Source organism: Arthrobacter bambusae (assembly GCF_022606295.1).
GTDB lineage: Bacteria > Actinomycetota > Actinomycetes > Actinomycetales > Micrococcaceae > Arthrobacter > Arthrobacter bambusae_A.
In genome coordinates, this window is record NZ_JAHHZS010000005.1 from 50238 (window position 1) to 74623 (window position 24386).

A 24386-nucleotide genomic window follows, 5' to 3' on the forward strand; every position below is an offset into this window, starting at 1 on the left:
TGCCGAATCCTTTAACGACGACGGCGGCGCCGCACCCCCGCTGAGGGGCCCGGCGCCGTCGTCGTTCTTTCCCAACTAGCTCGCATTTGTTGTCGTTATGAGCCCTCAAAACGACATTAACTGCGAGTTAGTTGGGCTGGTGGGTCAGGGGGCGAGGACTGAGCGGTACACCTCGAGGGTTGTTTCGGTGATCGACTCCCAGGAGAAGTGCTCCTCCGCCCGGACGCGGCCCGCGGCGCCCATGACCTTGGCCCGTGCGGGATCGGACACCACCTCGTTGAGGGCAGCGGCGAAATCGGCGACGAACTTCTCGGGATCCAGCGGGGTGCCGGTACCGTCCGTGACCTGCTCCAGCTCCACCAGCAGTCCCGTTTCGCCGTGCTGAACCACCTCGGGGATGCCGCCCGTTGCGCTCGCCACCACGGCTGCGCCACAGGCCATGGCCTCGAGGTTGACGATGCCGAGGGGCTCGTAGATCGACGGGCAGGCGAAGGCCGTGGCATGGCTTAGCACCTGGATGAGCTCATGCCGCGGAAGCATGCGTTCGATCACCAGGACCCCGTCGCGCTTGCTCTGCAGGTCGCCGATGAGGCGGGCCGTTTCCGCTGCGAGTTCCGGGGTGTCCGCCGCACCCAGGCAAAGCACAAGCTGCACATCGTCGGGGAGGCTCGCGGCCGCCTTCAAGAGGTACGGAACACCCTTCTGGCGCGTGTTGCGTCCCACGAAGACCACACTGGGCTTCGCGGGGTCGATGCCGAGGGCGCGAATAGCGTCTTCGCCGTGGTCCGGCTGCCACATCTCGACGTCGATGCCGTTGTGTACCACTCGCACCTTGGCCGGGTCCACGTTCGGGTAGCTGCGCAGGATGTCTTTCCGCATGCCTTCCGAGACGGCGATGATGGCGGCCGCGGCCTCATAGGCAGTCTTTTCAACCCATGAGGACAGCGCGTAACCACCACCGAGCTGCTCCGCTTTCCACGGCCGCAACGGCTCCAGGCTATGGGCGCTGAGCACATGGGGTATCCCATGCAACAGCGACGCCAGGTGGCCGGCCATGTTGGCGTACCAGGTATGGGAGTGGACCAGGTCCGCTCCGGCGATGTCCGGCACGATGCGCAAATCCACCCCGAGGGTCTGGACGGCGGCATTCGCGGCCCCCAGATCATCCGGAGTGGAATACGACGTCACCGTCGCACCGTGGAAGTCCGCATCACGGGGCGCGCCGAAGGCACGCACCTGCAGATCCACATGCTTCGCCAAGACGCGGCTGAGCTCGGCAACATGCACACCGGCCCCGCCATAGATTTCGGGTGGAAACTCTTTAGTCACAATGTCTACGCGCACGCTACCTAACGTAGTCCTTCCGGAGTATGTGTTCTAGTGTGAAAGGGTCCGGCAACCCGGGCTTTTTTCGGGGGCTACAAAGACGTACAGGGAGAGCAAACACCATGGCGTTGAAGAAAGTATTGTCAATTGTGTTGGCTGGCGGCGAAGGAAACCGCCTTATGCCATTGACGGCAGACAGGGCAAAACCTGCGGTGCCGTTTGCGGGGGGCTATCGATTGATCGATTTCGCTCTCTCGAATCTGGTCAATTCCGGGTACCTCCAGATCGTGGTGTTGACCCAGTACAAATCGCACAGTCTTGACCGCCACATTTCCGAGACCTGGCGGATGTCCACCCAGCTGGGAAGATACGTGGCCTCGGTTCCTGCCCAGCAGCGCGTGGGCAAGAGCTGGTTCCTCGGCAGCGCGAATGCCATCTACCAGTCCCTGAACCTCATTCACGACGCCAACCCCGACATTGTTGTCGTTGTCGGTGCGGACCACGTTTACCGCATGGACTTCCAGCAGATGGTCCAACAGCATGTGGCCAGCGGCGCCAAGGCCACAGTTGCGGCCGTCCGACAGCCGCTGAACATGGCCAACCAGTTCGGCGTGATCGAGGTCGACAAGAACGATCCGCAGAAAATTTCGGCGTTCGTGGAGAAGCCTGCCGAAACGGAAGGCCTCGCCGCTGATCCCTCGCAGTTCCTTGCCTCCATGGGCAACTATGTCTTCGACGCCGACGCCCTGGTGGAAGCACTTCGCATCGATGCGGAGCGCCTGGACACCAAACACGACATGGGAGGCGACATCATCCCCTACTTCGTGTCCCAGGGTGAGGCGGGCGTCTACGACTTCACGCTCAACGATATTCCCGGTTCAACAGAGCGCGACCGCACGTACTGGCGCGATGTTGGAACCATCGATTCGTTCTATGACGCCCACATGGACCTGATTTCACCCGTTCCGATATTCAACCTGTACAACTCGGAATGGCCCATCTACACGCGGCAGAGTATTTCACCGCCGGCTAAGTTCGTCCGGGGCGAGAACAGCACCGTGGGCACCGCGCTGGACTCCATCGTGGCCAGTGGCTCGGTAATCTCCGGCGGAATCGTGGAAGGGTCCGTGCTGTCCAACGATGTTTACGTAGGACCGGCCACCAGGGTCCAGGACTCGGTGCTGATGGACAAGGTGCGCATCGGTGCAGGTGCCGTGGTCAAGCGAGCCATCATCGACAAAAACGTGAAAGTGCCCGCCGGGGCTGCCATTGGCTTGGATCCCGACCTCGACCGGGCCCGCGGCTTCAAGGTCACCGAATCCGGAATCACCGTGCTCGCAAAGGACCAGGTGGTACCAGAGCCGGAGGCCTCCGAGCTCGCCCTGGCGGCTGAATACCGCCGCTCGGTGCCGGAGGCGATCAAGGCTGCCACCGAGAAGTTCCCCGACATCAGGGACTCCGCGGAGCAGGTCACGAAAATCCAGGCTTCCTCGGTAGAGGTCTGACCCGGAACCCCGGAACCAGGACAGCCCCCCGGCCTCCCGGGCGGCAGCAGGCCTCCCGCCACTGCCGCACGGGAGGCTTTGCTGTGCCCGACCCTGTAAAATTGACCCAATGAGCCCCGCCGATTTGACGCCTGAAGAGATCCAGGCCTGCCTCAAGGTCTTGAACACCATCCACGCCTACGACGAGGAGCACCCGGACTACGTCGCCATCCGTCGTGCCACGGGAAAGATGTTCAAGGCCGTCAAGCGCCACCGCCGGGTCACCAAGCGGGACGAGATCGCGGAAGCCGATCGTGCTGTCATTGCGTTGACTGCCACCGCAGCCCCGGACAGGATCGACGACGAGACCCGCGGGAACAAGCTGGCTACCTCGGCCACGGGCGAAATCGCGGGCCACCTCATCCGGTCCAGGCCCTGCTACATCTGCAAGCAGCACTACACGCAAGTAGACGCGTTCTACCACCAGTTGTGCCCGGAATGCGCGGCCTTCAGCCACAGTAAACGCGATGCCCGCACGGACCTCAGCGGACGCCGTGCCCTCCTGACGGGCGGGCGGGCCAAGATCGGCATGTACATCGCCCTCCGCTTGCTCCGCGACGGCGCGCACACCACCATCACCACCCGCTTCCCCAAGGACGCGGCACGACGTTTCGCCGCCATGGAAGACAGCGCGGACTGGCTGCACCGGCTCAGGATTGTGGGCATTGACCTCCGGGATCCCTCACAGGTCATGGCGCTCACGGACTCCCTCAACGAAGCCGGCCCGCTCGACATCATCATCAACAACGCCGCCCAGACTGTCCGGCGTTCGGGGAATGCGTACAAGCCCCTGGTGGATGCCGAGGATGAGCCCCTGCCCGAGGCCCTGCAGGCAGCCAACGGCGGTCCGGAGCTGGTCACCTTCGGCCATGCCCACGACAAGCACCCCTTGGCCATCACCCAAAGCGTCACCGATCATCCCGTGCTGGCAGGTGATGCGATTACCTCGCTCGCATTGTCCACGGGCTCCGCGTCGTTGGCGCGGATCGCGACAGGTACCGCGATCGACGCCGGCGGCCTGGTTCCCGACCTTGCGGCCATCAACAGCTGGACCCAAGTGGTGGACGAAGTCGATCCGCTCGAGATGCTCGAGGTTCAGCTCTGCAACGTCACGGCGCCGTTCCTGCTGGTCAGCCGGCTCCGGGGCGCCATGAAGCGCTCCACGGCACACCGAAAGTACATCGTGAACGTCTCTGCCATGGAAGGGCAGTTCTCCCGCGCCTACAAAGGCCCGGGGCACCCCCATACCAACATGGCAAAAGCCGCGTTGAACATGATGACCCGGACCAGCGCACAAGAGATGCTGGACAGCGACGGGATCCTGATGACCGCCGTCGACACCGGATGGATCACTGATGAACGCCCGCATTACACCAAGGTGCGGCTCATGGAGGAAGGCTTCCATGCTCCGCTCGACCTGGTCGATGGTGCGGCGCGTGTCTACGATCCGATCGTGATGGGCGAAAACGGCGAAGACCAGTACGGCGTCTTCCTGAAGGACTACAAGCCCTCCCCCTGGTAAGACCAGGCGGAGGGCCGCGGGCCTCCTAGGTGAGCCGGGTGATCTCGACGGTCACGGTGAGACCCGAGCCGCCGCCCCCGGACAGGATGCCCTTCAGGGGAGGCACGTCCCGGTAGTCCCGGCCGCGCGCCACGGTGACGTGGAGGTCTCCGGCAGGCTTGTGGTTGGTGGGATCCCAGCTGCGCCATTCGCCGTCCCACCATTCCAGCCACGCGTGGGATTGGCCCGCGACTGTTTCACCGATCTCGGCCGTGGGCCGCGGATGGATATAACCGGACACGTACCGGGCAGGGATGCCGCAACTGCGGAGGGAGCCGATGGCCAAGTGCGCCAGGTCCTGGCAGACTCCCTGACGCTGGTTCCAGGCTTCCTCGGCGTTGGTGGTAACGCCGGTGGTGCCCTTCACATAGCTCATTTCGCCGCGCATCCATTCGAAGATGGCCATGGCCGTCTCGTGCGGATTCTTGCCGGCCACGACGGCTGGAATGATCCCGAGGACTTCCTCCCCCGGACCGGTGAGCTGCGACTGGGGCAACCAGTCGCTGAACTGGTCCCGAATCTCGTCGGAAGCCATCACATCCCAGCCGACGATCTCTTCGTCCAGGGCCATCCGTTCCACCCGGTGGACCTCAACGGTGGTGGTGGCCACCACTTCGAGGCGCTCGTGCGGCATCTGCATATCGAAGGCGGTGACGCGGGTGCCCCAATAGTCACGGTAGGTGCTCACCGCAGCCTGCGACGGGGTGATCTTCAGCGAGGACTCAAGCACCACTTGTTGCGGATCGGTCAGCGGGGTCATGCGCGCCTCGTTGTACGACAGGGTCACGCGGCGGTTGTATTTGTAGGCCGTCTTGTGGACGATGCTCAGCCGGGTCATGAAACTTCTCCCACCCAGGCCAGTTCATCCGCCTGATTGAAGTACTTACGGGAAATCGCGTCGGACGCCTGTGTGACGGCCTTCTGCACCCGGTCCATATGCTCGGGCAGCTCGGACATGAGATCGTCCGTGCGGTGGAACTCAAGGAAGGTACGGGCCTGGCCGACGATCCGGCGGGCGTCATTGATGAAGCCCACCCGCTGCGCCGAGGGATCCAACTTCGCGAGGCACTCGTCGGCGTCGCGCAGGGCGAAGACGATGGAGCGCGGGAACAAACGGTCCAGCAGAAGGAACTCGGCAGCGTGCTGGTCTCCGAAGGCCGCACGGCGGGTCCGCAGGAATGACTCGTAGGCCCCGGCGCAACGCAGCATGTTCACCCAGGACATTCCCGCGGAGAGGACATCCCTGGTGGACAGCATCCGCGCGGTCATATCGGCCCGTTCGAGCGAGCGGCCGAGGACCAGGAAGAGCCAGCTTTCGTCGTGGCTCACTGTGGTGTCCGCGAGGCCCCTGACCATGGCGGTGCGTTCCAGTACCCAGTTGCAGAAACGGTACGTCCCCACGACATCCTTGCGATGCTGGTTCAGCCCGTAGTACGTGGTGTTGAGGCTCTCCCACAATGAGGAGGACACGGTCTCGCGCGCACGCCGCGCATTCTCCCGCGCAGCCCCCAGGGACCCGGCAATGGAGGTGGCACTCGTCTTGTCATAAGCGAGGGCGTGAAGCAGCTCCGGCAAGCCGAACTCCTCGCTCTGCGGCCGGGCTCCCATGACAGCCAGGAGTTCCCTCGCCACGCTGCGTTGTTCCTCGAGCGGAAGGTGGTTCAGGCGTTCGAGATGGACGTCCAGGATTCTGGCCGTTCCGTCGGCCCGCTCCACATAACGGCCGATCCAGAAAAGGGATTCAGCAATACGGCTCAGCATGTGGCTGTGCCTCCTTCGGGTCCTGCGTTGTAACGATGGATGTGTCCTGCTCCGGCACCACGGCGTGACCGATCACTGCTGCTGGTCCGATTGGCGGTCCCGCCAGTTGCTTTCGACCGGCCAGACCGAGACCTGTTCACGGACCGTGATGGCCGAACGGGGCAGCTCTGCCGCGGGCAATTGCGGGGAGTCCGAGAGTACCCACGTGTCCTTGGAACCACCACCCTGTGAAGAGTTCACGATCAGCGAGCCCTCCTTCAGTGCCACCCGGGTCAGTCCGCCCGGCAGCACCCAGACGTCGTCGCCGTCGTTCACTGCGAATGGACGCAGGTCCACGTGGCGGGGCCCGAAGCGGTCTCCCGAGAGGGTGGGCACGGTGGAAAGCTGCAGCACGGGCTGCGCGATCCAACCTCGCGGATCCGCCAGCACCCGCTTCCGCAAAGCATCCAGCTCGTCCCGTGAAGCATCCGGACCGATCACCAGGCCCTTGCCTCCGGACCCGTCGACCGGCTTGACCACGAGTTCCTCGAGCCGGTCGAGGACCTGCTCGCGGGCTTCCTTCTCTTCGAGCCGGAAAGTCTCCACGTTGGCGATCACCGGCTCTTCGTGCAGGTAGTACCGGATCAGGTCAGGCACGTAGGAATAGACCAGCTTGTCGTCGGCCACCCCGTTTCCAACGGCGTTCGCGATGGTCACTCCGCCTGCCCGGGCCGCGTTCACCAGTCCCGGACAACCGAGCATGGAATCGGAGCGGAACTGCAGCGGATCCAGGAACTCGTCGTCGATCCGCTTGTAAATCACATCCACGCGCTGCTCACCGGCGGTGGTGCGCATGTAGACCCGGTTTCCGCGGCAGATGAGGTCCCTGCCCTCGACCAGTTCGACGCCCATCAACCCGGCCAGCAGGGTGTGTTCGAAGTAGGCACTGTTGAAGACCCCGGGGGTCAAGACCACCACGGTCGGGTCGTCCACCCCGGAGGGGGCCGTCTTGCGCAATGCCGAGAGCAAGCGGCGCGGGTATTCCTCGACCGGACGGATGTGCTGCTGCCCGAACGCTTCCGGCAAACCCTTTGCCATCGCCCGGCGGTTCTCCAACACGTAGGACACGCCCGAAGGCACGCGGACGTTGTCCTCCAGCACCCGGAACGTGCCGGCCGCATCGCGGACCACGTCGATACCGGAGACATGCACGCGCACGCCTCCCGCCGGCTCGAAACCATGCACCGCCCGATGGAAATGGGCACTCGTGGTGACCAATGCCCGCGGCACGACGCCGTCAGCGACCACCGTCATGCGGCCGTAGACATCATCCAGGAACGCCTCCAACGCGCGGACGCGCTGCTTTACCCCCCGTTCAAGCACATCCCACTCATCAGCCGGAATCACCCTCGGCACGATATCTAGCGGGAAGGGTCTCTCCTCCCCCGCATAATCGAAGGTCACGCCCCGGTCCAGGAAGGTCCGCGCCATCGACTCAGCGCGGGCGCTCACATCGGCAAGCGAAAGCTCGCGGAGTGCGCCGTCCACCTGGCCGTATGATTTTCGGGCAACGGTGCCTGGGGCGAACATTTCGTCGTAGGCGCCGGAACGGACGGCGGCCTCGGAGTAATCCCGGAATAGCTCTGACATGGGATTCAGACAATCACCTTTTCGATTACGAACGCATTTCGCGTTCTGCATGTTGCGACACCAAGTGTGAACCCGGTTCGCATTTCAGCGCCTGCATGCATCAAGGTTGACGAATGCACCCCAAGCGTTTGCCGATCCCCGTCTCCCGATGGGGAGCCGGGATCGTCATGGCAGTGGCAGCCACCGGACTTGCCTTCAGTGTCCATGCCCTGCTTCCCCCCATCCCTGCCATGACAGCCGCTGTAGCGCTGGGTTTGTTAGCTGCAAATATACCGGGCACAGCAACCTGGGCTGCCGGACGCGCCCGCCCGGGCCTCGACTTCGCCGGCAAGCACCACATGCGGGCAGGCATCGTGTTGCTGGGACTGAAGGTCAGCGTTGTGGATGTCCTCAACCTCGGCTGGTTTGCGCTCGTCCTGATTGCCGCCGTCGTGCTCCTCAGTTTCGCAGGCACCTACGGGCTGGCCCGGCTGGTAAAGCTTCCGCGCGATGGCGCCCTCCTGATAGCCACCGGCTTCTCCATTTGCGGGGCCTCGGCGATCGGAGCGATGGCCGCGGTGCGCCGCATCAAACACCAGGACACGGTCCTGCCCGTTGCCCTGGTGACCCTGTGCGGAACGCTCGCCATCGGCGTCCTGCCCCTGCTCATGCACCCCTTGGGCCTGAGCCCCGAACAATTCGGGGCGTGGACCGGCGCCTCGGTCCACGACGTCGGACAAGTGGTAGCTACCGCCCAGACCGCCGGCCCGGCGGCGCTGGCGCTCGCCGTCGTCGTGAAACTGACCAGGGTGGTCCTGCTGGCCCCCGTCGTCGCCGGAGCGGGCCTTGCGCAACGCTCGTCCATGAGGCTGAAGTCGCGCAACGGCGCCGAGGCCGACGACGACGGCGGTAAGTTCCCGCCGATCGTCCCTCTCTTCGTGCTCGGGTTCATCGCGATGGTGGCCGTGCGTTCCGTGGGCGGCCTGGGCCCTGGCGTGCTGGACGCCGCGGGAGGGCTGCAGGACATCCTGCTCGCCTCGGCCTTGTTCGGGCTGGGTTCCGCGGTCCGCGTCCGTACCCTCTTGCATACTGGCGGCCGTGCCGTGCTCGTAGCGCTTTGCTCCTGGTTCCTTATCGCCCTCCTGGGCTTGGGTGCGGTCTTGCTCATGATTAGATAGCGGGGTGTCGAATCACAACTTGGCGCGCGCCGAAGCCGCCACCCGTTCAGCCCTGATCAGCACCCACAGCTACGATGTCTCCCTTGACGTCCGCGAAGCCTCCGATGCCGGAGTGCCGGGGTACACGAGCCGCAGCGTCATCAACTTCTCCGCGGAGCCCGGCTCCTCCACGTTCCTGGATTTCATCCACGGCGGCGTGCACAGCGTCTTCCTCAACGGAAAAGGACTCGACATCGCCGAGGTGGTGGACGGCGACAGGATCCACCTCAACAATCTCCAGGCCGAAAACCAGGTCACGGTCACCGGAACCGCCCTTTACAGCAGATCCGGCGAGGGCATGCACCGCTTCGTCGACCCCGCAGACGGGCAGTGCTACCTCTACACGCAATACGAACCGGCGGATGCCCGCCGCGTCTTCGCGAACTTCGAGCAGCCGGACCTGAAAGCCGAATTCACCTTCCACGTCATGGCACCGTCCGCCTGGCAGGTGGCTTCGAACGGCGCCGAGGTCTCCCGGACGCAATTGACGAGCGATCCGGCCACGAGCCGCTGGGACTTCGCCACCACCAAGCGGATGTCCACCTACATCACCACCGTTCTCGCCGGTCCCTATTTCCGCGCCGAGGACCATTGGAGCACGACGCTCGACGACGGGACGAACCTTGAGGTTCCGCTGGCGCTCTATTGCCGCGCATCCATGCAGGAGTCCTTCGACGCCGCGGAACTTTTCCGGCTGACGAAGAACGGCTTGGACTTCTTCAACGATCTCTTCGACTACCCGTACCCGTGGGGCAAGTACGATCAGGCGTTCGTGCCGGAGTACAACCTCGGCGCGATGGAAAATCCCGGGCTCGTCACCTTCACGGAGAAGTACGTCTTCACCTCGCGGGCCACCGATGCCCAGTACCAGGCCCGCGCCAACACCCTCATGCACGAGATGGCCCACATGTGGTTCGGCGACCTCGTGACCATGACTTGGTGGGACGACCTCTGGCTCAAGGAATCCTTCGCCGACTACATGGGCACACTCGGCGTGGACAAGGCCACGGACTGGGACCGCGCGTGGGTGAATTTCGCGAACAAGCGCAAGTCCTGGGCGTACCTGCAGGACCAGTTGCCCACCACCCACCCGATCGTCGCCGACATTCCGGACCTGGAAGCCGCCAAGCAGAACTTCGACGGCATTACTTATGCCAAGGGCGCGTCCGTGCTCAAGCAATTGGTAGCCTACGTCGGTTTCGAGGCGTTCATTGCCGGCTCGCGGCGCTACTTCAAGGATCATGAGTACGGCAACACCTCGCTCGCCGACCTCCTCGAAGCCCTGGGCGCGGCATCCGGCCGGGACCTTGGAACCTGGGCCCGGCAATGGCTGCAGACCTCGGGCATCTCCACCCTTGCGGCGGAGATCTCGGGGAATGGCGATGCCATGGCAGCGGTCACCCTGCGGCAGGACTCCGTGGATCCCGTCACGGGCAAGCAGGAACACCGGCCGCATAGGCTCAGGATCGGTCTTTACACCTTTGACGACGACGGCCGGTTGCTCCGCACGGAGGGCATCGAGCTCGACGCCGACGGTGCCGACACCCCCGTCGCGGAACTCGCGGGCAAACCGCGCCCGGCCCTCCTTCTCGTCAACGACGAGGACCTCAGCTATGCCAAGGTCCGCCTGGATGCGGGGTCCGAGGCAACGGTACGTTCCTCCCTGGACCGCCTCAGCGACCCTATGGCCCGGGCCTTGTGCTGGACTGCTTTGTGGGATTCGGCGCGCGACGCCGTCACTCCGGCGGCGCTGTACGTCACCGCCGTCGAACGCTTCGCCCCGGCCGAACCGGGAATCGGCGTGCTCCTCAACGTCCTGGGCAACGCCGTGACCGCCGTCGAGCGTTACGTCCCTGCTCCGCAGCGCGATGAGGTCCGGAAGGGCCTGATGGCGGCTAGCGCGATGCAGCTGAGGACCTCCCAGCCGGGTTCCGACCAGCAACTCGCGTGGGCCAGGACCCTGGCGGAGTTGTCGCGCCATGACGGCGCGTATGTTGAGTACTTCCGCGGCATTCTCTCCGGAAGCGTGACAGTGCACGGCCTCACGGTGGATGCGGATCTCCGGTGGAGCCTGTGGCAAGCATTGGCAGCCAACGGAGCGGCCACGCTCTCGGAACTGGATGCCGAGCTCGCCGTGGACCGCACCGCGTCGGGACGCGAAGGCCATGCCCTGGCCGCGGCTGCCCGTCCGAGTGCCGACGTCAAGACGGCCGCATGGAATGCCGCCGTCAACGACACCGGGCTCTCCAATGAGATTCTGAGCGCGACCATCGCAGGATTCGCCCTTGCACCGTCCGGACTCCTGGATGGCTTCACGGAACCGTACTTCACCTGCTTGGAGGATGTCTGGCAGTCCCGGAGCATCGAGATCGCAAGCCGGATTGTGCGGGGCTTGTTCCCCACAACCCAGGATCTGCGGGACGGCATGGCTCCGGCGGATCATCCGGTGCTCCGGCGCACGGACGAGTGGCTGAGCGCCCACACGGCGGCTCCGCGCGGGCTCCGGCGCATCGTCATCGAGCAGCGAAGCCACTTGTTCCGGGCCCTGACGGCCCAAGCGGCCGGCTTCCAGGTGGCCGGCTAAGGAACACGGTGCAGCCATTCTTCGGTACCGAACTTTGACTGCACCCGTTCCCGGGCTATTGCCAGTTCGGCGTCGGTGATGCGGGACTCCGCGGCGCCGTAGCGCTCGGTGAAAACCTCCTGCATGGCCTTGATGATGTCCGTCCGCGCCAGTCCGGTTTGCCGCCGGAGCGGATCGACGCGCTTCTTTGCGCTGCGGGTCCCTTTGTCGGAGAGCTTTTCCTTGCCGATGCGCAGGACCTCGACCATCTTGTCGGCGTCGATGTCATAGCTCATCGTGACGTGGTGCAGCATTCCGCCGTTGGCGAGGCGCTTTTGCGCGGCGCCGCCGATCTTGCCTTGCTCGGTGGCGATGTCATTGAGCGGGACGTAGAACGCCGAAATGCCCAGTTTTTCCAAAGCGGCCATGACCCACGCATCCAGGAAGGCATAGGAATCGGCAAAACTGATGCCATCCGCCAGGCTCTGCGGCACATAAAGCGAATAGGTGATGCAGTTCCCGGCTTCCATGAACATGGCTCCCCCGCCGCTGATGCGACGGACCACCGTGATGCCGTGGCGCGCCACGCCGTCGGGATCCACCTCGTTGCGGTAGGACTGGAAGCTGCCGATCACCACTGACGGCTCTTCCCAGTCCCAGAAGCGCAAGGTGGGGCTGCGCAGCCCGGCCCCGACCTGCTCGGTGAGGACCTCGTCCAACGCGACGTTGAGGTGCGTGGGAAGGACCGACGGCGGGATGACCTCCCATTGGTGGTCCGCCCACCCGCTGGCCTTGGACAGCGCCCTGCGGACAGCGACGGCGACCGCATCGGCTGAGAAGCCGAACAGGACAGTGTCCGCGCGCAATGCGGCGGAGACGGCTGCGGAGATCTCCACCGGCGTCGAACTTTCCGGAAGGCCCGTGAGCGCCCGGTTGATGTCCAGGAGAGCCTCGTCCGGTTCCAGGAAGAAGTCCCCGCTGAGCGAGACGTGCGCGAACTGCCCGTCGACGACGTCGAGGTCGACCACCACGAGCTTTCCGCCCGGGACCTTGTATTCACCATGGAGCCGCGGTTCGTCTTGCTCGAAAGCCATGCTGGAAGTCATGGCTTCCATCCTGCCGGAAAACGCAAAAGCCCGCAGCCACCGGAGGTCCGGCGGGTGCGGGCTTTCACAGAAGCTTGGAGGTGAAGTTGATTACTTCTTGCCGCCGAAGCCCTTGAAGCGAGCGTTGAAGCGCTCGACGCGGCCTGCAGAGTCCATGATGCGCTGCTTGCCCGTGTAGAACGGGTGGGACTCCGAGGAGATTTCGACGTCGATGACCGGGTAGGTGTTGCCGTCTTCCCACTCGATGGTCTTGGAAGAAGACACGGTGGACTTGGTCAGGAACTTGACGCCGGAAGCCAGGTCGTTGAATACAACAGCTTCGTACTTCGGGTGGATATCAGACTTCATAATGGGACCTTTTGTTCACGCAGCTGGATTTTGCCAGCTGCCAGGTATGAATGGATTCGGTCCGCGCACTGAAACAGATACCCAGTGCCGGGCCAACAATCAATCATAGCGGAAACCACACCTTGCTTGAACCAACCGCGTCAGTCGCGCGGGCGCAGTTCCCAGAAAGCCACGGCCGAGGCGGCAGCGACGTTGAGCGAGTCGACGCCCGCGCGCATGGGAATCTTTACGGCGAGGTCGACGGCGGCGAGCGTCTCCGGGCTCATGCCCGCGCCTTCAGTGCCGAGGACGAGGGCGAGCTTTCCGGGATTGCCGGCGGCAAGATCGTCGAGGTCCACTGCGTCGTCGGTCAGCTCCATGGCGGCGACGGTGAAGCCCTGCTCTTTGAGCCGTTCAAGGTCACCCGGCCAGGACTCGAGCCGCGCCCAGGGAACCTGGAACACAGTGCCCATGCTCACCCGGACGCTGCGGCGGTACAGGGGATCCCCGCAGCGCGGGGACACGAGCACGGCGTCCACTCCGAGCGCGGCCGCGGAACGGAAAATGGCGCCGACATTCGTGTGGTCGACGACGTCCTCGAGGACCGCCACGCGCTGTGCCCCGGCCAGGAGTTCCTCAAGGGGCACCGGCGCGGGCCGATGCATGGCAGCCATGGCACCGCGGTGCAGATGGAATCCCGTGATTTCTTCGAGCAGGGAAGCCTTGCCGATATAGACCGGTACCTCGGGGAACTGTTGGAAAACGTCGTCGAGGTCTTCCAGCCATTTCTCCGCCAGGAAGAAGGAACGGGGCTGGTGCCCGGCCGCGAGGGCGCGTCTCAGCACCCGTGACGATTCTGCGATGTACATGCCTTCGACGGGCTCGCGGAGCTTGCGGAGGTGGACATCCGTCAGTTGGGTGTAGTCGGCAACACGCGGGTCGTCAGCGGTTTCGAGGTAGTGGAAGGTCACTAGGTTCCTATTTCAGCAGGTTGGCGACCATGAAGCCGAGGGCCACGATGCCGAGCGCAAAGATTACGATGCGCAGCGCGAGGGGCTTCAAACGCCGTCCCACTTTTGAGCCCACCAGTCCGCCGATCAATGAACTGACCGCGATGACGGCCACGACAGGCCATTCGATCCGGCCAAAGGCAAACAGGAGGTAGGAGCACGCTGCCACCACGTTGACGGCCAACACAAGGATGTTCTTCATGGCGTTGGCGTTCTGGATGGTGCCCGTCATGAAGACACCCAGAATGCCGACCAGCAGGATGCCCTGGGCCGCCACGAAATAACCGCCATAGACCCCGGCGAGGTACACCAGGACCACCAGGACCACGGTGTGGCGCTTGTCCTGGATGGCGTGCTCCGGGTTGCCGGCCCGGTCCTGGACCCACCGCTGGAGTTTGGGTTGGAAGAGCACCATGAGCAGCGCGACGACGATGAGGACTGGAGCGGCGTAGTAAAAGACCTTCTCCGGGAGGTGCAGCAGCAGCCAGGCACCCGTGATCCCGCCAAGAAGCGACGCCGGCAAGAGGCGCAGCAGTTGGCTGCCCCTGCCCTTGAGTTCGTGGCGGTAGCCCCAGGCTCCCGTCACGTTGCCTGCGACAAGCCCCATGGCGTTGCTGATGGTCGCCGTGACGGGTGCGTAGCCGAGGGCAATGAGGACCGGGAACGTCACGAGCGTACCGGAGCCGACAACGCTGTTGATGGTTCCGGCCCACAAGCCCGCGAAAAAGACCAGGATGCCGCTAAGGATCTCCACTGATTCTCGCTGCCCGGCCTAGCGGCGGGCGGTGGCCGTGTAGCGGCCGGAGTTCTCGGTCACGTCCAGGGGCAGGCCGAAGGTGTTGCTGAGGTGTTCTGCTGTCAGGACTTCCTCGATGGGTCCCGCGGCAACCACGCCGCCGTCACGAAGCAGCATGGCGTGGGTGAATCCCGGAGGAACTTCTTCAAGGTGGTGGGTCACGAGGACCATGGCGGGAGCGTCCTCGTCGCGGGCGAGCTCACCCAGCTTGTGGACGAGCTCTTCGCGTCCGCCAAGGTCCAGGCCCGCGGCCGGCTCGTCGAGCAGGAGCAGCTCAGGATCGGTCATGAGCGCCCTGGCGATCTGAACCCGCTTGCGCTCACCTTCGGAAAGCGAGGAGAAGGAGCGGTTCAACAGCGGGCCCATCCCCCACTCGTTGAGAAGGCCGAAGGCGCGGCGCTCGTCGTCGCGCTCGTATCCTTCGCGCCAGCGGCCGGTCACGCCATAAGCGGCGGTGACCACAACGTTCAGTACGTTTTCCTGCTCCGGGATCTGGGTGGCCAAGGCTGCGGAGGAAAGGCCGATGCGCGGGCGGAGCTCGAAGACGTCCACGCGGCCCAGCGTCTCGTCAAGGATCCCGGCTTTCCCGCTCGTGGGGTGCATCCGGGCGGCAGCGATCTGGAGGAGAGTGGTCTTGCCGGCACCGTTGGGACCGAGGATGACCCAGCGCTCGCCTTCATTGACCTGCCAGTCAACCTTGTCCAACAGGGTCTTGGTGCCTCGGACAACACTGACGGAAGCCAATTCAAGAACATCACTCATAGGAGTAGACACTAGGACAAAAATAGGGGCGATAGATAACTGGAACTCCGGTCACATGGTTTGCGCGACGGCGTGAATGAAACACGAGTTCGGGCGGCGGTTCCCCGCTCGCTAAGATTGCAGCCATGAGTTCGAACTTGACCGCCGTCAGCTATGGCGTGAATCTGTCCCTTCCGGAGCTTGAACACCTGCGCAGGGTGCTGTCCGGTTCGGGGGCTTCCTTCACGTCGGAGTCGCAATCCGGCGACGAGCGCTTCGGGGTCTACACCATGGGCCTGGCCGTTGACGGGGCTACTGTCGCCGACTTGTCAGGCATCCGGCGCAGGGTCTCCGAGGCGGCGGCACCGGGCATGGACACCGCGATCGTCACCGACGCACTGCGTGACGCTTCGCGCAAGCTCCTGATCATGGATGTGGACTCCACCCTGATCCAGCAGGAAGTGATCGAACTGCTGGCCGCACACGCCGGGAAACGCGAAGAAGTAGCGGCCGTGACGGAGGCCGCGATGCGCGGCGAACTGGACTTCGCACAAAGCCTCCATGCCCGGGTGGCGGTCCTCGCGGGCCTGCCGTCCGCCGTCGTCGACGCCGTCCGCGCCGAGGTCCGCCTGAGCGAGGGTGCCGCGGAACTCGTGGCCGCTTTCAAGGCGGCCGGCCATACGGTGGCGGTAGTGTCCGGCGGCTTCAACCAGATCCTGCGGCCTATCGCGGAGGAACTCGGGCTGGACTACTGGATCGCGAATGAACTTGAAATCGTTGACGGCTTCCTGACAGGCAAGGTCCTTGGCGACGTGATCGACCGCGCCGCCAAGGAGAAGTACCTCCGAGAATGGGCGGCTGCCGAGGGAATCGCCCTGGAGCACACCATCGCGGTGGGCGACGGCGCGAATGACCTCGACATGCTGGGCGCGGCCGGGATCGGTGTGGCATTCAACGCCAAGCCCGCCGTCCGGGCGGTAGCGGACGCCGCCATCAACATGCCGTACCTGGACGCGGTCCGGCATATCGCCGGCGTTTAGGCGGCATTTCACACGCAACGAAAGAGCGGCCGGGACTGGGTATTTCAGAGAGACAGTCCCGGCCGCTCTTTCGTGTTTGCAATCTAAAAAGCGCTCCTGCCGAAGTAGTCGGCGCCGCCGACGTATTCGGTGTGGCCACTCTCAACGTCGGCCGTGGCCATCTTCGCCACCTCGGCGGCGAATTCCTCCACCGAGTACAGCTTGCCTGCCTCGGCCCGGCGGGCCTCAATGGCGCCCGGGTTGGAGCGGTCCAGCAGGGTCGCAGTCACGGTGCCTTCGATCATGTCACCGGAAACCACCACGAGCGAGATGCCCTTGTCGGCAAGGTGCGGAAGCAGTTCACGCAGTGCGTCTTCGCCGGCGCGCTTGCTGCGGGCTACGGGCTCGTACTCGGGCATCGTGGGAACGGTCTCGACGAAGTGCGCCTGGTGGCTCGTGACGAACACCACGCGGGACCCCTCCGGCATCAGCGGAACAGCGGCGTTGAGCATGTTGATCTGGGCGTCGCGGTTCAGCTTGAGGGCGTAGTCCTCTTCCATGCCGGATTCCATGCCGCCGGAAGCGTTGAGCACGAGGACGTTCAGCGAACCGAATTCCTCCATGGCCGCGCTGGCCAGCGCCTGGACGCCTTCCTGGGTGGTCAGGTCCGCGCCGACGGCGACGGCATGGCCACCGGCCGCTTGGATCTCGCCCACTACCTTGTTGGCCCGGGGGGCCTTCTGGCGGTAGTTGACGACGACGGCAGCGCCCTCGCCGGCCAGGATCTTGGCTACTTCAGCGCCGATGCCGCGCGAAGAACCGGTGACGATTGCCGTCTTGTTGTCCAGCAGTCCCATTCGTGCTCCTTTATTCAAAGCGTCCAACTTGTTCAAAACATCCGACCTGTGCAAAACATCCACGTTCCATAAGTCCCGAGTCAATCATGCCAGCGGGAACCCTGGCCTAGTGCCCCATGCCCAGGCCGCCATCCACGGGGATGACAGCACCGGAGATGTACGCGGCTTCATCGCTGGCGATCCACCGGACCACGTTGGCGACCTCGGATGCCTCGGCGAAGCGGCCGGCCGGAACACTCGCCAAATAGGCTTTCTGGGTGTCTTCGGGAAGCTCCGCGGTCATGTCCGTGTTGATGAAACCCGGTGCCACCACGTTCGCGGTGATCCCCCGGCTGCCAAGTTCCCGGGTCAGGGAACGGGCGATGCCCACCATGCCCGCCTTCGAGGCCGAGTAATTGATCTGTCCCGGGGCGCCGTAGAGGCCCGACACGGAGGAGATCAACACAACCCGCCCCTTGCGCAAACGGATCATGCCCTTCGAGGCACGCTTGATGACCCGGAAGGCACCGGTGAGGTTGGTGTCGATGACGGATGTGAAATCTTCCTCGCTCATGCGCAGGAGAAGCGTGTCCTTGGTGATTCCGGCGTTGGCTACCAAAACCTCGACAGGCCCGTGGGCCGCCTCGACTTCCTTGAACGCGGCATCGAGGGAGGCCTCGTCGGTCACATCTGCCTTGACGCCGAGGATGCCCTCCGGAAGGGGTGTTTCACTGCGGTAGGTCACGGCAACTTTGTCGCCGTTGGCGAGGAATGCCTCTGCGATAGCCAGGCCGATGCCGCGGTTTCCGCCCGTGATCAGGACACTGCGGGCGTTTGATACTGCTTCAGACATGCTGGTCTCCAGAGTTCCGCGGCAGCAATATGCCGCTTGAAAGTGGGTGATTTCCTGCATCGATCTTAGCCGCCGGGAGACCGTGGCCGCGGGTAGCTGCGCCCGGCGCGGTTTGGGAGGCCCGTTCCGGGGTGAGAGAATTGAGGGGAGCCGTTGGAGCGTGATGAATCAGCCGTGACAAGAGATAGCAGTCCCCTGCAGGCGCCAGGGGGTCCGGACGCCGTTTCGGGCGACCCCGTGGTGCACAGCATTACCGACGCCGCTGCCGCCCACTCGGACGACATGCGCGAACGGATGATCAAGTACGCCGTGGCGATGGGTATCCGCTTGGTGTGCCTCATCCTCATTTTCGTGGTCGACGGCTGGTTCAAGATCATCGCCGTTGCCGGTGCCGTGTTCCTGCCCTGGATTGCCGTGGTGATCGCCAACGGCAGCGACAAAGCCGAAGTCCACAGCGATGCCTTGTTGGACTACGTCCCGGCCGTGGAGCTGGAAGCGTCGCCTGCAGAAGAAGGGGAACCGCCCGCGGCGCCCGTCACCGTTTTGCAGGGCGAACTCATCGACGACGACGCTGGCAGCGGGGACGCTACCGGCCCGGAACCCGATGACTACACCGGCGGCGTAAAACGCACCTATCCGTTCAGCGGGGAAGAACAGGCGGCTTCATGAACATCTTCACTTTGGGCGGGCTGGGGCTGGAGAATGAACAGCACGCCGGGCCCGATGGCTCGCCTGCGGCTGTATGTTCGCGCAAGGCATGCCGCGCGGCTGCCACGTGGCAGCTCCTGTGGAACAATCCCCGTATCCATACTCCGGAGCGCCGCAAGGTGTGGTTGTCCTGCGATGAGCACCGGGAATGGTTGGAGGACTACTTGCAGACCCGAGGCCTGTGGAAAGAGACAGTACCTTTCGACAAGACCACTGACACAGGCGAGGCCCGCTGAATGTATCGTTTTCTTTTTTCCAGCAAGTGGCTGGGCTACTTCGTCCTGGCCCTGGTCTTTGCCACCGGCTGCGTTTTGCTGGGCCGCTGGCAGATGGACCGCAGGGCAGAGACCTTGGCGGAAATCAATCGAGTCGTCAACAACTACTCGGCCACCCCCCTTCCCTTTTCGGCTGCCAAGGCACAGTTCCAATCATTGGACCCTGAACGGGAATGGGCGCAGGTGGAACTCCATGGGAGCTATGACGTTTCGGGCCAACGCGTTGTCCGTAACCGTCCCCTCAATGGCCAACCCGGATACGAGGTAGTGGTCCCGTTCCGCTTGTCGAGCGGCGACGCCGTGGTGGTGGACCGCGGGTGGCTGCCCATCGGAAACAAGACTCCCGGCCACCCGGACAGCATCCCGGCCCCGCCGGCCGGCGACGTCACCGTCGTCGTACGTTTGCAGGCTTCAGAAGCCGACCTGGGCCGCGGCGCGGTAGACGGCCAGTTGCAATCGATCGATCTTCCTGCCTACGCCGCGGAACTCCATTACCCCATCTTGACCGGCGCCTACGGGCAGTTGGCCTCGGAATCGCCGGCTGCCCAGGTGATGCCCGCGCCGTTCGCCAAACCGGCCACGGACGAGGGCACCCACCTCTCCTACTCCTTGCAATGGTTCGCCTTCGGCGTGCTGATGTTCGTCGGTTTCGGCTACGCGGCCAGGCAACAGGCGCGGAACGCGCTGATCGACGCCCAGGACGAGGAAGAGGAAGAACTCGGCGCGATGCCTCGTCGCAAGGCACCCGCACCCCGGAAATCGAAGCGGCCGACGGCCGAAGAAGAGGAAGACGCGATCCTGGATGCACAAGGGTACTGAAGCGGCCCCCGCCCCCGTCTTGAATGTGAAGTCGGCGCTGACCGCCGCCGGAGCACAAGACACGGTGCGGACTTTCGACGACGAAGTCCCCACCGCGGCTGCGGCAGCATCCTTGCTCGGTTGCGATGTTGCGGCCATCGCCAACAGCCTGGTCTTCGAACTTGACGGTGCACCCCTGCTGATCCTCGCGAGCGGGGCCGCGAAGGTGGACACCGCCCTCGTGGCAGCCTCCCTGGGAACAGCCAGGATCCGCCGTGCCAGCCCTGAGTTCGTGCTGGAGCACACCGGCCAGGCCGTGGGCGGCGTAGCTCCCCTTGGACACCCGCAGCCCATACGAACGATCCTCGACATCTCGCTCCAGGAGCACCCACTTCTTTGGGCAGGCGCGGGTGACCATAACTCGATGTTCTCCATCAGCTACGGCGAACTCCAACGGATTACGGCCGCCCAGCCCCTGAAGGTCCGCTGAGGCGTTGATCCGGCCCGCCCTGCGGCTAGGCTGGTGAGCATGGCTGAATACACCTACGTCACGTACATCGAAGGCACCCCGGACCAGATTTGGACGGCACTGACGGATGCAGCCCAAAGCGCCGAGTACTGGGGCCATGCCAATGTCTCGGACTGGAAGGCAGGTTCACGCTGGGAGCACCAGCGCACGGATGGCTCGGGAACTGCCGACGTCGTGGGAACCATCCTCGAAGCGACGCCGCCGGCGCGCCTCGTGAACACGTGGGAGGATCCCTCGGTTCCGGAGGTGGTGAAGCCCGATGTGGTCACTTTCACCATCGAATCACATGACGGTATTGCCCGGCTCACCGTCCATCACAGGAACATTGCCGACGACGAACAGCTCGCCATTGCGAGCCGCGGCTGGTCGGCGGTCCTGTCCAATCTGAAAAGCTACATCGAACTAGGCCGCCCGCTTGCCTCCGTGCCGTGGGAAATGCCCTGACCCGCTCCCCTAAGCGAGGGTGATGAGGTCCAGGTAGTCTTCGTTCCAGTGGTCCTCGACACCGTCCGGAAGCAAGACGACGCGTTCCGGGTTCAGCGCCGCCACGGCGCCTTCATCGTGGCTGACGAGGACGACGGCGCCGGAATAGTTCCGCAGGGCACCGAGGATCTCGGCGCGGCTGGCGGGGTCGAGGTTGTTGGTGGGCTCGTCCAGGAGCAGCACGTTGGCGCTCGAGGCCACGATCGTGGCGAGGGCCAGTCGCGTCTTCTCACCGCCGGAAAGCACGCCCGCCGGCTTGTCGACGTCGTCGCCCGAGAACAGGAAGGAACCGAGGATCCCGCGGACCTCGGCGTCCTTCATGTCTGGAGCGGATGAACGCATGTTCTCCAGGACGGTGCGTTCGTGGTCCAGGGTTTCGTGTTCCTGGGCGTAGTAGCCCACTTTGAGCCCGTGGCCCGGGACGATGTCGCCGGTGTCGGGCTTGTCCACCCCGGCGAGCATCCGCAGGAGGGTGGTCTTGCCTGCACCGTTGAGGCCCAGGATGACCACCTTGGAGCCCCGGTCGATTGCCAGGTCCACGTCGGTGAAGATTTCCAGGGAGCCGTAGGACTTGCTCAGGCCTTCTGCCGTGAGCGGAGTCTTGCCGCACGGAGCTGGATCCGGGAAACGCAAGGCTGCCACGCGGTCATTCTCGCGGACTGCTTCGAGGCCTCCGAGCAGCCGCTCGGCACGCTTCGCCATGTTTTGCGCCGCGACGGCCTTGGTGGCCTTGGCACGCATCTTGTTGGCCTGGTCCATGAGGACCTGGGCCTTCTTCTCGGCATTGGCGCGTTCGCGCTTGCGGGCGCGTTCATCGGTTTCGCGCTGTTGCAGGTAGCGCTTCCAACCCATGTTGTAGAAGTCGATCTGCGCCCGGTTGGCGTCCAGGTGGTAAACCTTGTTGACTGTCGCCTCGAGGAGCTCCACGTCGTGGCTGATCACAATCAGCCCGCCCTGGTGGCCCTTGAGGAAGTCGCGGAGCCAGGTGATGGAGTCTGCGTCAAGGTGGTTGGTGGGTTCGTCCAGGAGAAGGGTCTCAGCATCCGAGTAAAGGATCCGGGCCAGCTCCACGCGCCGGCGCTGGCCGCCGGACAGGGTCTTGAGCGGCTGGTTCAGGAGCCGCTCGGGAAGAGCCAGGTTGGAGGAAATAGCAGCAGCCTCGGCCTCGGCCGCGTAACCGCCTCCCGCAAGGAACTCGGCTTCGAGACGGTCGTAGCGGTTCATGGCTTTGCGCTGAACGGTGGCGTCCTCGCTGGACATGTCCGTTTGCGCCTGCTTCAGCTTTCCCACCACCACGTCGAGCCCGCGGGCGGAAAGGATGCGGTCGCGCGCCAGCTGCTCCATGTCCGGAGTCCTCGGATCCTGGGGCAAGTAGCCGATTTCACCGCTGCGGGCGACTTTGCCCGCCGCGGGCAGTCCCTCGCCGGCAAGGACGCGGGTGAGGGTCGTTTTGCCCGCACCGTTCCGTCCCACCAGACCGATTTTGTCCCCCTTGTCCACGCGGAAGCTCACCTGGTCCATGAGCAGGCGGGCGCCGGCGCGCAGTTCGAGTTCCTGGACGGTAATCAATTCGGGGGATGCCTTTCAATGGGGAACACCCGCAGCACCGGAGGTCACGGCGCAGCTGAAGTGGAAGGGCCGAACAAACGGCCTTTACGATTCTACCGCCCACAAGGTCCCACACTCGCCAGCGGCAAGGGCGGGCGCGGATGATCAGGAAATAGTAAGTACCCTTGCTACTATTTTCGGCGCGTGGTTAGGTGAAGGTAGGACAATTGCGAGGGAGGCTCTCGATGAGCAGTACAGCAGGATCCGATGGCAAGCACGTCCGGGCCGAGCGCGCCCAGGGTGAAGTCCCATACGCCGCTGAAGCACGGAACGAGCGGGTAGGTGATGTGCGTGGAAGCGGCTCCGGTTACGTGGACGAAACGAGCAGCTATCCGGCAGTTCCCGCCGCTACCGACCCCACCGCAGCCACCCGCGAGACCGTCATCGCCCGCGAAAAGGAGCAGTTCGGCGGAATCAAGATCGGCTCCGCCTTTTTCGGCTGGCTGACCGCCACCGGAATGGCAGTGCTTTTGGTCGCCCTCCTCGCAGCCGCGGGGATCGCCGTCGGACTCGCCAACAACGCGAACGCCAGTGATGCGGCGAACCTCGCGTCATCGCAGCCCGTGGGCATCGCGGGGATCATCGCGCTCTTGGTGATCCTGTTCCTCTCCTATTATTGCGGCGGCTACGTTGCCGGACGCATGGCCCGGTTCAACGGCGTCAGGCAAGGATTCATGGTCTGGTTTTGGGCGGTTATCGTCGCCGTGCTGGTGGCCTTGCTGGGCTTGTTCGCCGGACCGCGGTTCAATATCCTCGCCAGCGTGAACAGCTTCCCGAGGATTCCGGTGAATGAGGGACAGCTCAGCACCATCGGCATCGTCGCCGCCATCGTGGTGGCAGCGGTGACCCTCATCGCCGCGGCATTGGGAGGACTCGCCGGTATGCATTACCACCGCAAGGTGGACCGCGCGGGCTTCACCCCGGCTGCTGAGGATGTCGAAGCTTAGCCACGACTCCGCCCGCGAGCAGCGCCGCCTTTGTACCTAGGGCCCAAGGCCTTGTGGTGCTGCTCGTGGACACCCTACAAAATTCCGTGTCAGGCTGCTCTGTAGTGTCGGTTTCAGGGATTCCCCCGCCCCCAAGGCAGAGACAGGACACACCATGAGCAGCACCGAAACCGCATCCACGCGACGAACCTCCCCCCGCACCCGCTGGACGTCCACGGACATCGGCCTCATCGCGGTATTCGCGGCCCTCGTGGCCGCCTCAACGCTGATTCCGGGTATTCCGGTCGGCGCACTCGGCGTGCCGATCACCCTGCAGACCCTCACCGTCATCCTGACCGGCCTCGTGCTCGGCGGCGGGCGCGCTTTTGCCGCCGTCGGCCTTTACACCCTGCTCGGTTTCGCGGGACTGCCGATCTTCAGCGGGGGTCGCAGCGGGCTCGGTATCCTGGCGACACCGTCGGCCGGATACATCATTGCGTTTCCGCTGGCGGCGGCCGCAACCGGCTGGTTGGCGGCCATCGTGATCCGCAAGACCGTCAAGTACCGCACCGTTTTCCTGTTTGCCGCGGCGATGGCCAGCACCATCGTCCTCATCCACGGCCTCGGAGTGCTTGGCTTCATGGTCAACGGCAAGTTCGACTTTGCCAAGGCGTTCCTGGCCGACCTGCCTTACTACCCCGGGGACATCATCAAGAACGTCCTGGCGGCGATCATTGCGGTCTCGCTACACAAGGCCTTCCCGGACATCCTGGTCCGCCGCGTCAAATAGA

24 protein-coding genes are annotated in these 24386 nt (G+C 64.3%); 12 read left to right on the forward strand and 12 right to left on the reverse strand.

What is annotated here, in order from left to right:
• Positions 1 to 144: 144 nt before the first annotated feature.
• Positions 145 to 1344: a glycogen synthase gene (gene glgA, locus KNN17_RS04960; protein WP_241707742.1), complete on the reverse strand. Its 1200-nt coding sequence runs from the start codon at positions 1342 to 1344 to the stop codon at positions 145 to 147.
• Between the two features lie 104 nt (positions 1345 to 1448).
• On the opposite strand from glgA, the gene glgC reads away from it, so the two are divergent.
• Both glgC and KNN17_RS04970 read left to right on the forward strand, forming a co-directional pair.
• On the forward strand, positions 1449 to 2831 hold the full coding sequence (glgC, locus tag KNN17_RS04965) for a glucose-1-phosphate adenylyltransferase (protein ID WP_078108854.1): 1383 nt from the start codon (positions 1449 to 1451) through the stop codon (positions 2829 to 2831).
• Positions 2832 to 2940: 109 nt separating this feature from the next.
• The gene (locus KNN17_RS04970) at positions 2941 to 4392 is read left to right on the forward strand and encodes an SDR family oxidoreductase (protein WP_078108853.1); all 1452 of its coding nucleotides are present in this window, start codon (positions 2941 to 2943) and stop codon (positions 4390 to 4392) included.
• 25 nt (positions 4393 to 4417) lie between these two features.
• On the opposite strand, the gene KNN17_RS04975 is transcribed toward KNN17_RS04970, so the two are convergent.
• From KNN17_RS04975 to KNN17_RS04985, 3 genes are all read right to left on the reverse strand, one after another.
• Positions 4418 to 5269 carry a transglutaminase family protein gene (locus tag KNN17_RS04975; protein WP_078108852.1) on the reverse strand — a complete coding sequence of 284 codons (852 nt, stop codon included), beginning with the start codon at positions 5267 to 5269 and terminating at the stop codon, positions 4418 to 4420.
• Complete coding sequence (locus KNN17_RS04980) at positions 5266 to 6192, reverse strand: alpha-E domain-containing protein (RefSeq protein ID WP_078108851.1); 927 nt, start codon at positions 6190 to 6192, stop codon at positions 5266 to 5268. The genes KNN17_RS04975 and KNN17_RS04980 overlap by 4 nt, the downstream gene beginning before the upstream one ends.
• A gap of 72 nt (positions 6193 to 6264) precedes the next feature.
• Complete coding sequence (locus KNN17_RS04985) at positions 6265 to 7821, reverse strand: circularly permuted type 2 ATP-grasp protein (RefSeq protein WP_078108850.1); 1557 nt, start codon at positions 7819 to 7821, stop codon at positions 6265 to 6267.
• A gap of 113 nt (positions 7822 to 7934) precedes the next feature.
• Here KNN17_RS04985 and KNN17_RS04990 point away from each other — a divergent pair, with 113 nt between their 5' ends.
• Together KNN17_RS04990 and pepN are read left to right on the forward strand one after the other, a co-directional pair.
• Entirely contained in the window at positions 7935 to 8978 is a 1044-nt protein-coding gene (locus tag KNN17_RS04990; RefSeq protein ID WP_241707743.1) for a YeiH family protein, read from the forward strand.
• A 4-nt stretch (positions 8979 to 8982) separates the two neighbouring features.
• Complete coding sequence (pepN, locus tag KNN17_RS04995; protein WP_241707744.1) at positions 8983 to 11601, forward strand: aminopeptidase N; 2619 nt, start codon at positions 8983 to 8985, stop codon at positions 11599 to 11601.
• On the opposite strand, the gene KNN17_RS05000 is transcribed toward pepN, so the two are convergent.
• From KNN17_RS05000 to KNN17_RS05020, 5 genes are all read right to left on the reverse strand, one after another.
• On the reverse strand, positions 11598 to 12695 hold the full coding sequence (locus KNN17_RS05000; RefSeq protein WP_372489625.1) for a lipoate--protein ligase family protein: 1098 nt from the start codon (positions 12693 to 12695) through the stop codon (positions 11598 to 11600). The genes pepN and KNN17_RS05000 overlap by 4 nt on opposite strands.
• Before the next feature lie 81 nt (positions 12696 to 12776).
• Positions 12777 to 13034, reverse strand: a complete 258-nt coding sequence (locus KNN17_RS05005; RefSeq protein ID WP_009358283.1) for a type B 50S ribosomal protein L31 — start codon at positions 13032 to 13034, stop codon at positions 12777 to 12779.
• 140 nt (positions 13035 to 13174) lie between these two features.
• Positions 13175 to 13984 carry a TrmH family RNA methyltransferase gene (locus tag KNN17_RS05010; RefSeq protein WP_241707746.1) on the reverse strand — a complete coding sequence of 270 codons (810 nt, stop codon included), beginning with the start codon at positions 13982 to 13984 and terminating at the stop codon, positions 13175 to 13177.
• Positions 13985 to 13991: 7 nt separating this feature from the next.
• Entirely contained in the window at positions 13992 to 14777 is a 786-nt protein-coding gene (locus tag KNN17_RS05015) for a sulfite exporter TauE/SafE family protein (protein ID WP_241707747.1), read from the reverse strand.
• 18 nt (positions 14778 to 14795) lie between these two features.
• Positions 14796 to 15581: an ABC transporter ATP-binding protein gene (locus KNN17_RS05020; RefSeq protein WP_059389255.1), complete on the reverse strand. Its 786-nt coding sequence runs from the start codon at positions 15579 to 15581 to the stop codon at positions 14796 to 14798.
• A 125-nt stretch (positions 15582 to 15706) separates the two neighbouring features.
• Between KNN17_RS05020 and serB the strand changes: the two genes are divergently transcribed.
• Positions 15707 to 16600, forward strand: a complete 894-nt coding sequence (gene serB, locus KNN17_RS05025; RefSeq protein ID WP_241707748.1) for a phosphoserine phosphatase SerB — start codon at positions 15707 to 15709, stop codon at positions 16598 to 16600.
• Between the two features lie 83 nt (positions 16601 to 16683).
• Here the strand turns inward: serB and KNN17_RS05030 are convergent, their stop codons facing one another.
• Together KNN17_RS05030 and KNN17_RS05035 are read right to left on the reverse strand one after the other, a co-directional pair.
• Positions 16684 to 17436, reverse strand: coding sequence for an SDR family oxidoreductase (locus KNN17_RS05030; protein WP_241707749.1), 753 nt, complete (start codon positions 17434 to 17436; stop codon positions 16684 to 16686).
• Between the two features lie 106 nt (positions 17437 to 17542).
• Positions 17543 to 18268 (reverse strand): beta-ketoacyl-ACP reductase, encoded by a 726-nt coding sequence (locus tag KNN17_RS05035; RefSeq protein ID WP_241707750.1) that lies wholly within the window; start codon positions 18266 to 18268, stop codon positions 17543 to 17545.
• Positions 18269 to 18421: 153 nt separating this feature from the next.
• Here KNN17_RS05035 and KNN17_RS05040 point away from each other — a divergent pair, with 153 nt between their 5' ends.
• The 5 genes from KNN17_RS05040 to KNN17_RS05060 are packed head-to-tail and all read left to right on the forward strand — an operon-like array spanning position 18422 to position 21022.
• Positions 18422 to 18937, forward strand: a complete 516-nt coding sequence (locus KNN17_RS05040) for a DUF3099 domain-containing protein (RefSeq protein WP_241707751.1) — start codon at positions 18422 to 18424, stop codon at positions 18935 to 18937.
• Complete coding sequence (locus KNN17_RS05045; RefSeq protein WP_078108841.1) at positions 18934 to 19212, forward strand: hypothetical protein; 279 nt, start codon at positions 18934 to 18936, stop codon at positions 19210 to 19212. Before KNN17_RS05040 ends, KNN17_RS05045 begins: the two co-directional genes overlap by 4 nt.
• Positions 19213 to 20070, forward strand: a complete 858-nt coding sequence (locus KNN17_RS05050) for an SURF1 family cytochrome oxidase biogenesis protein (protein WP_241707752.1) — start codon at positions 19213 to 19215, stop codon at positions 20068 to 20070.
• Positions 20054 to 20539, forward strand: a complete 486-nt coding sequence (locus KNN17_RS05055) for a YbaK/EbsC family protein (protein WP_078108839.1) — start codon at positions 20054 to 20056, stop codon at positions 20537 to 20539. The genes KNN17_RS05050 and KNN17_RS05055 overlap by 17 nt, the downstream gene beginning before the upstream one ends.
• A 39-nt stretch (positions 20540 to 20578) precedes the next feature.
• On the forward strand, positions 20579 to 21022 hold the full coding sequence (locus KNN17_RS05060) for an SRPBCC domain-containing protein (protein ID WP_078108838.1): 444 nt from the start codon (positions 20579 to 20581) through the stop codon (positions 21020 to 21022).
• 9 nt (positions 21023 to 21031) lie between these two features.
• Here the strand turns inward: KNN17_RS05060 and abc-f are convergent, their stop codons facing one another.
• Positions 21032 to 22630 carry a ribosomal protection-like ABC-F family protein gene (gene abc-f / locus KNN17_RS05065; RefSeq protein WP_241707753.1) on the reverse strand — a complete coding sequence of 533 codons (1599 nt, stop codon included), beginning with the start codon at positions 22628 to 22630 and terminating at the stop codon, positions 21032 to 21034.
• Between the two features lie 224 nt (positions 22631 to 22854).
• On the opposite strand from abc-f, the gene KNN17_RS05070 reads away from it, so the two are divergent.
• Together KNN17_RS05070 and KNN17_RS05075 are read left to right on the forward strand one after the other, a co-directional pair.
• A complete protein-coding gene (locus KNN17_RS05070; protein WP_241707754.1) occupies positions 22855 to 23616 on the forward strand; it encodes a hypothetical protein in 762 nt (253 codons plus the stop codon).
• A 154-nt stretch (positions 23617 to 23770) separates the two neighbouring features.
• A complete protein-coding gene (locus KNN17_RS05075; RefSeq protein ID WP_241707755.1) occupies positions 23771 to 24385 on the forward strand; it encodes a biotin transporter BioY in 615 nt (204 codons plus the stop codon).
• The last annotated feature ends 1 nt before the right edge of the window (position 24386 follow it).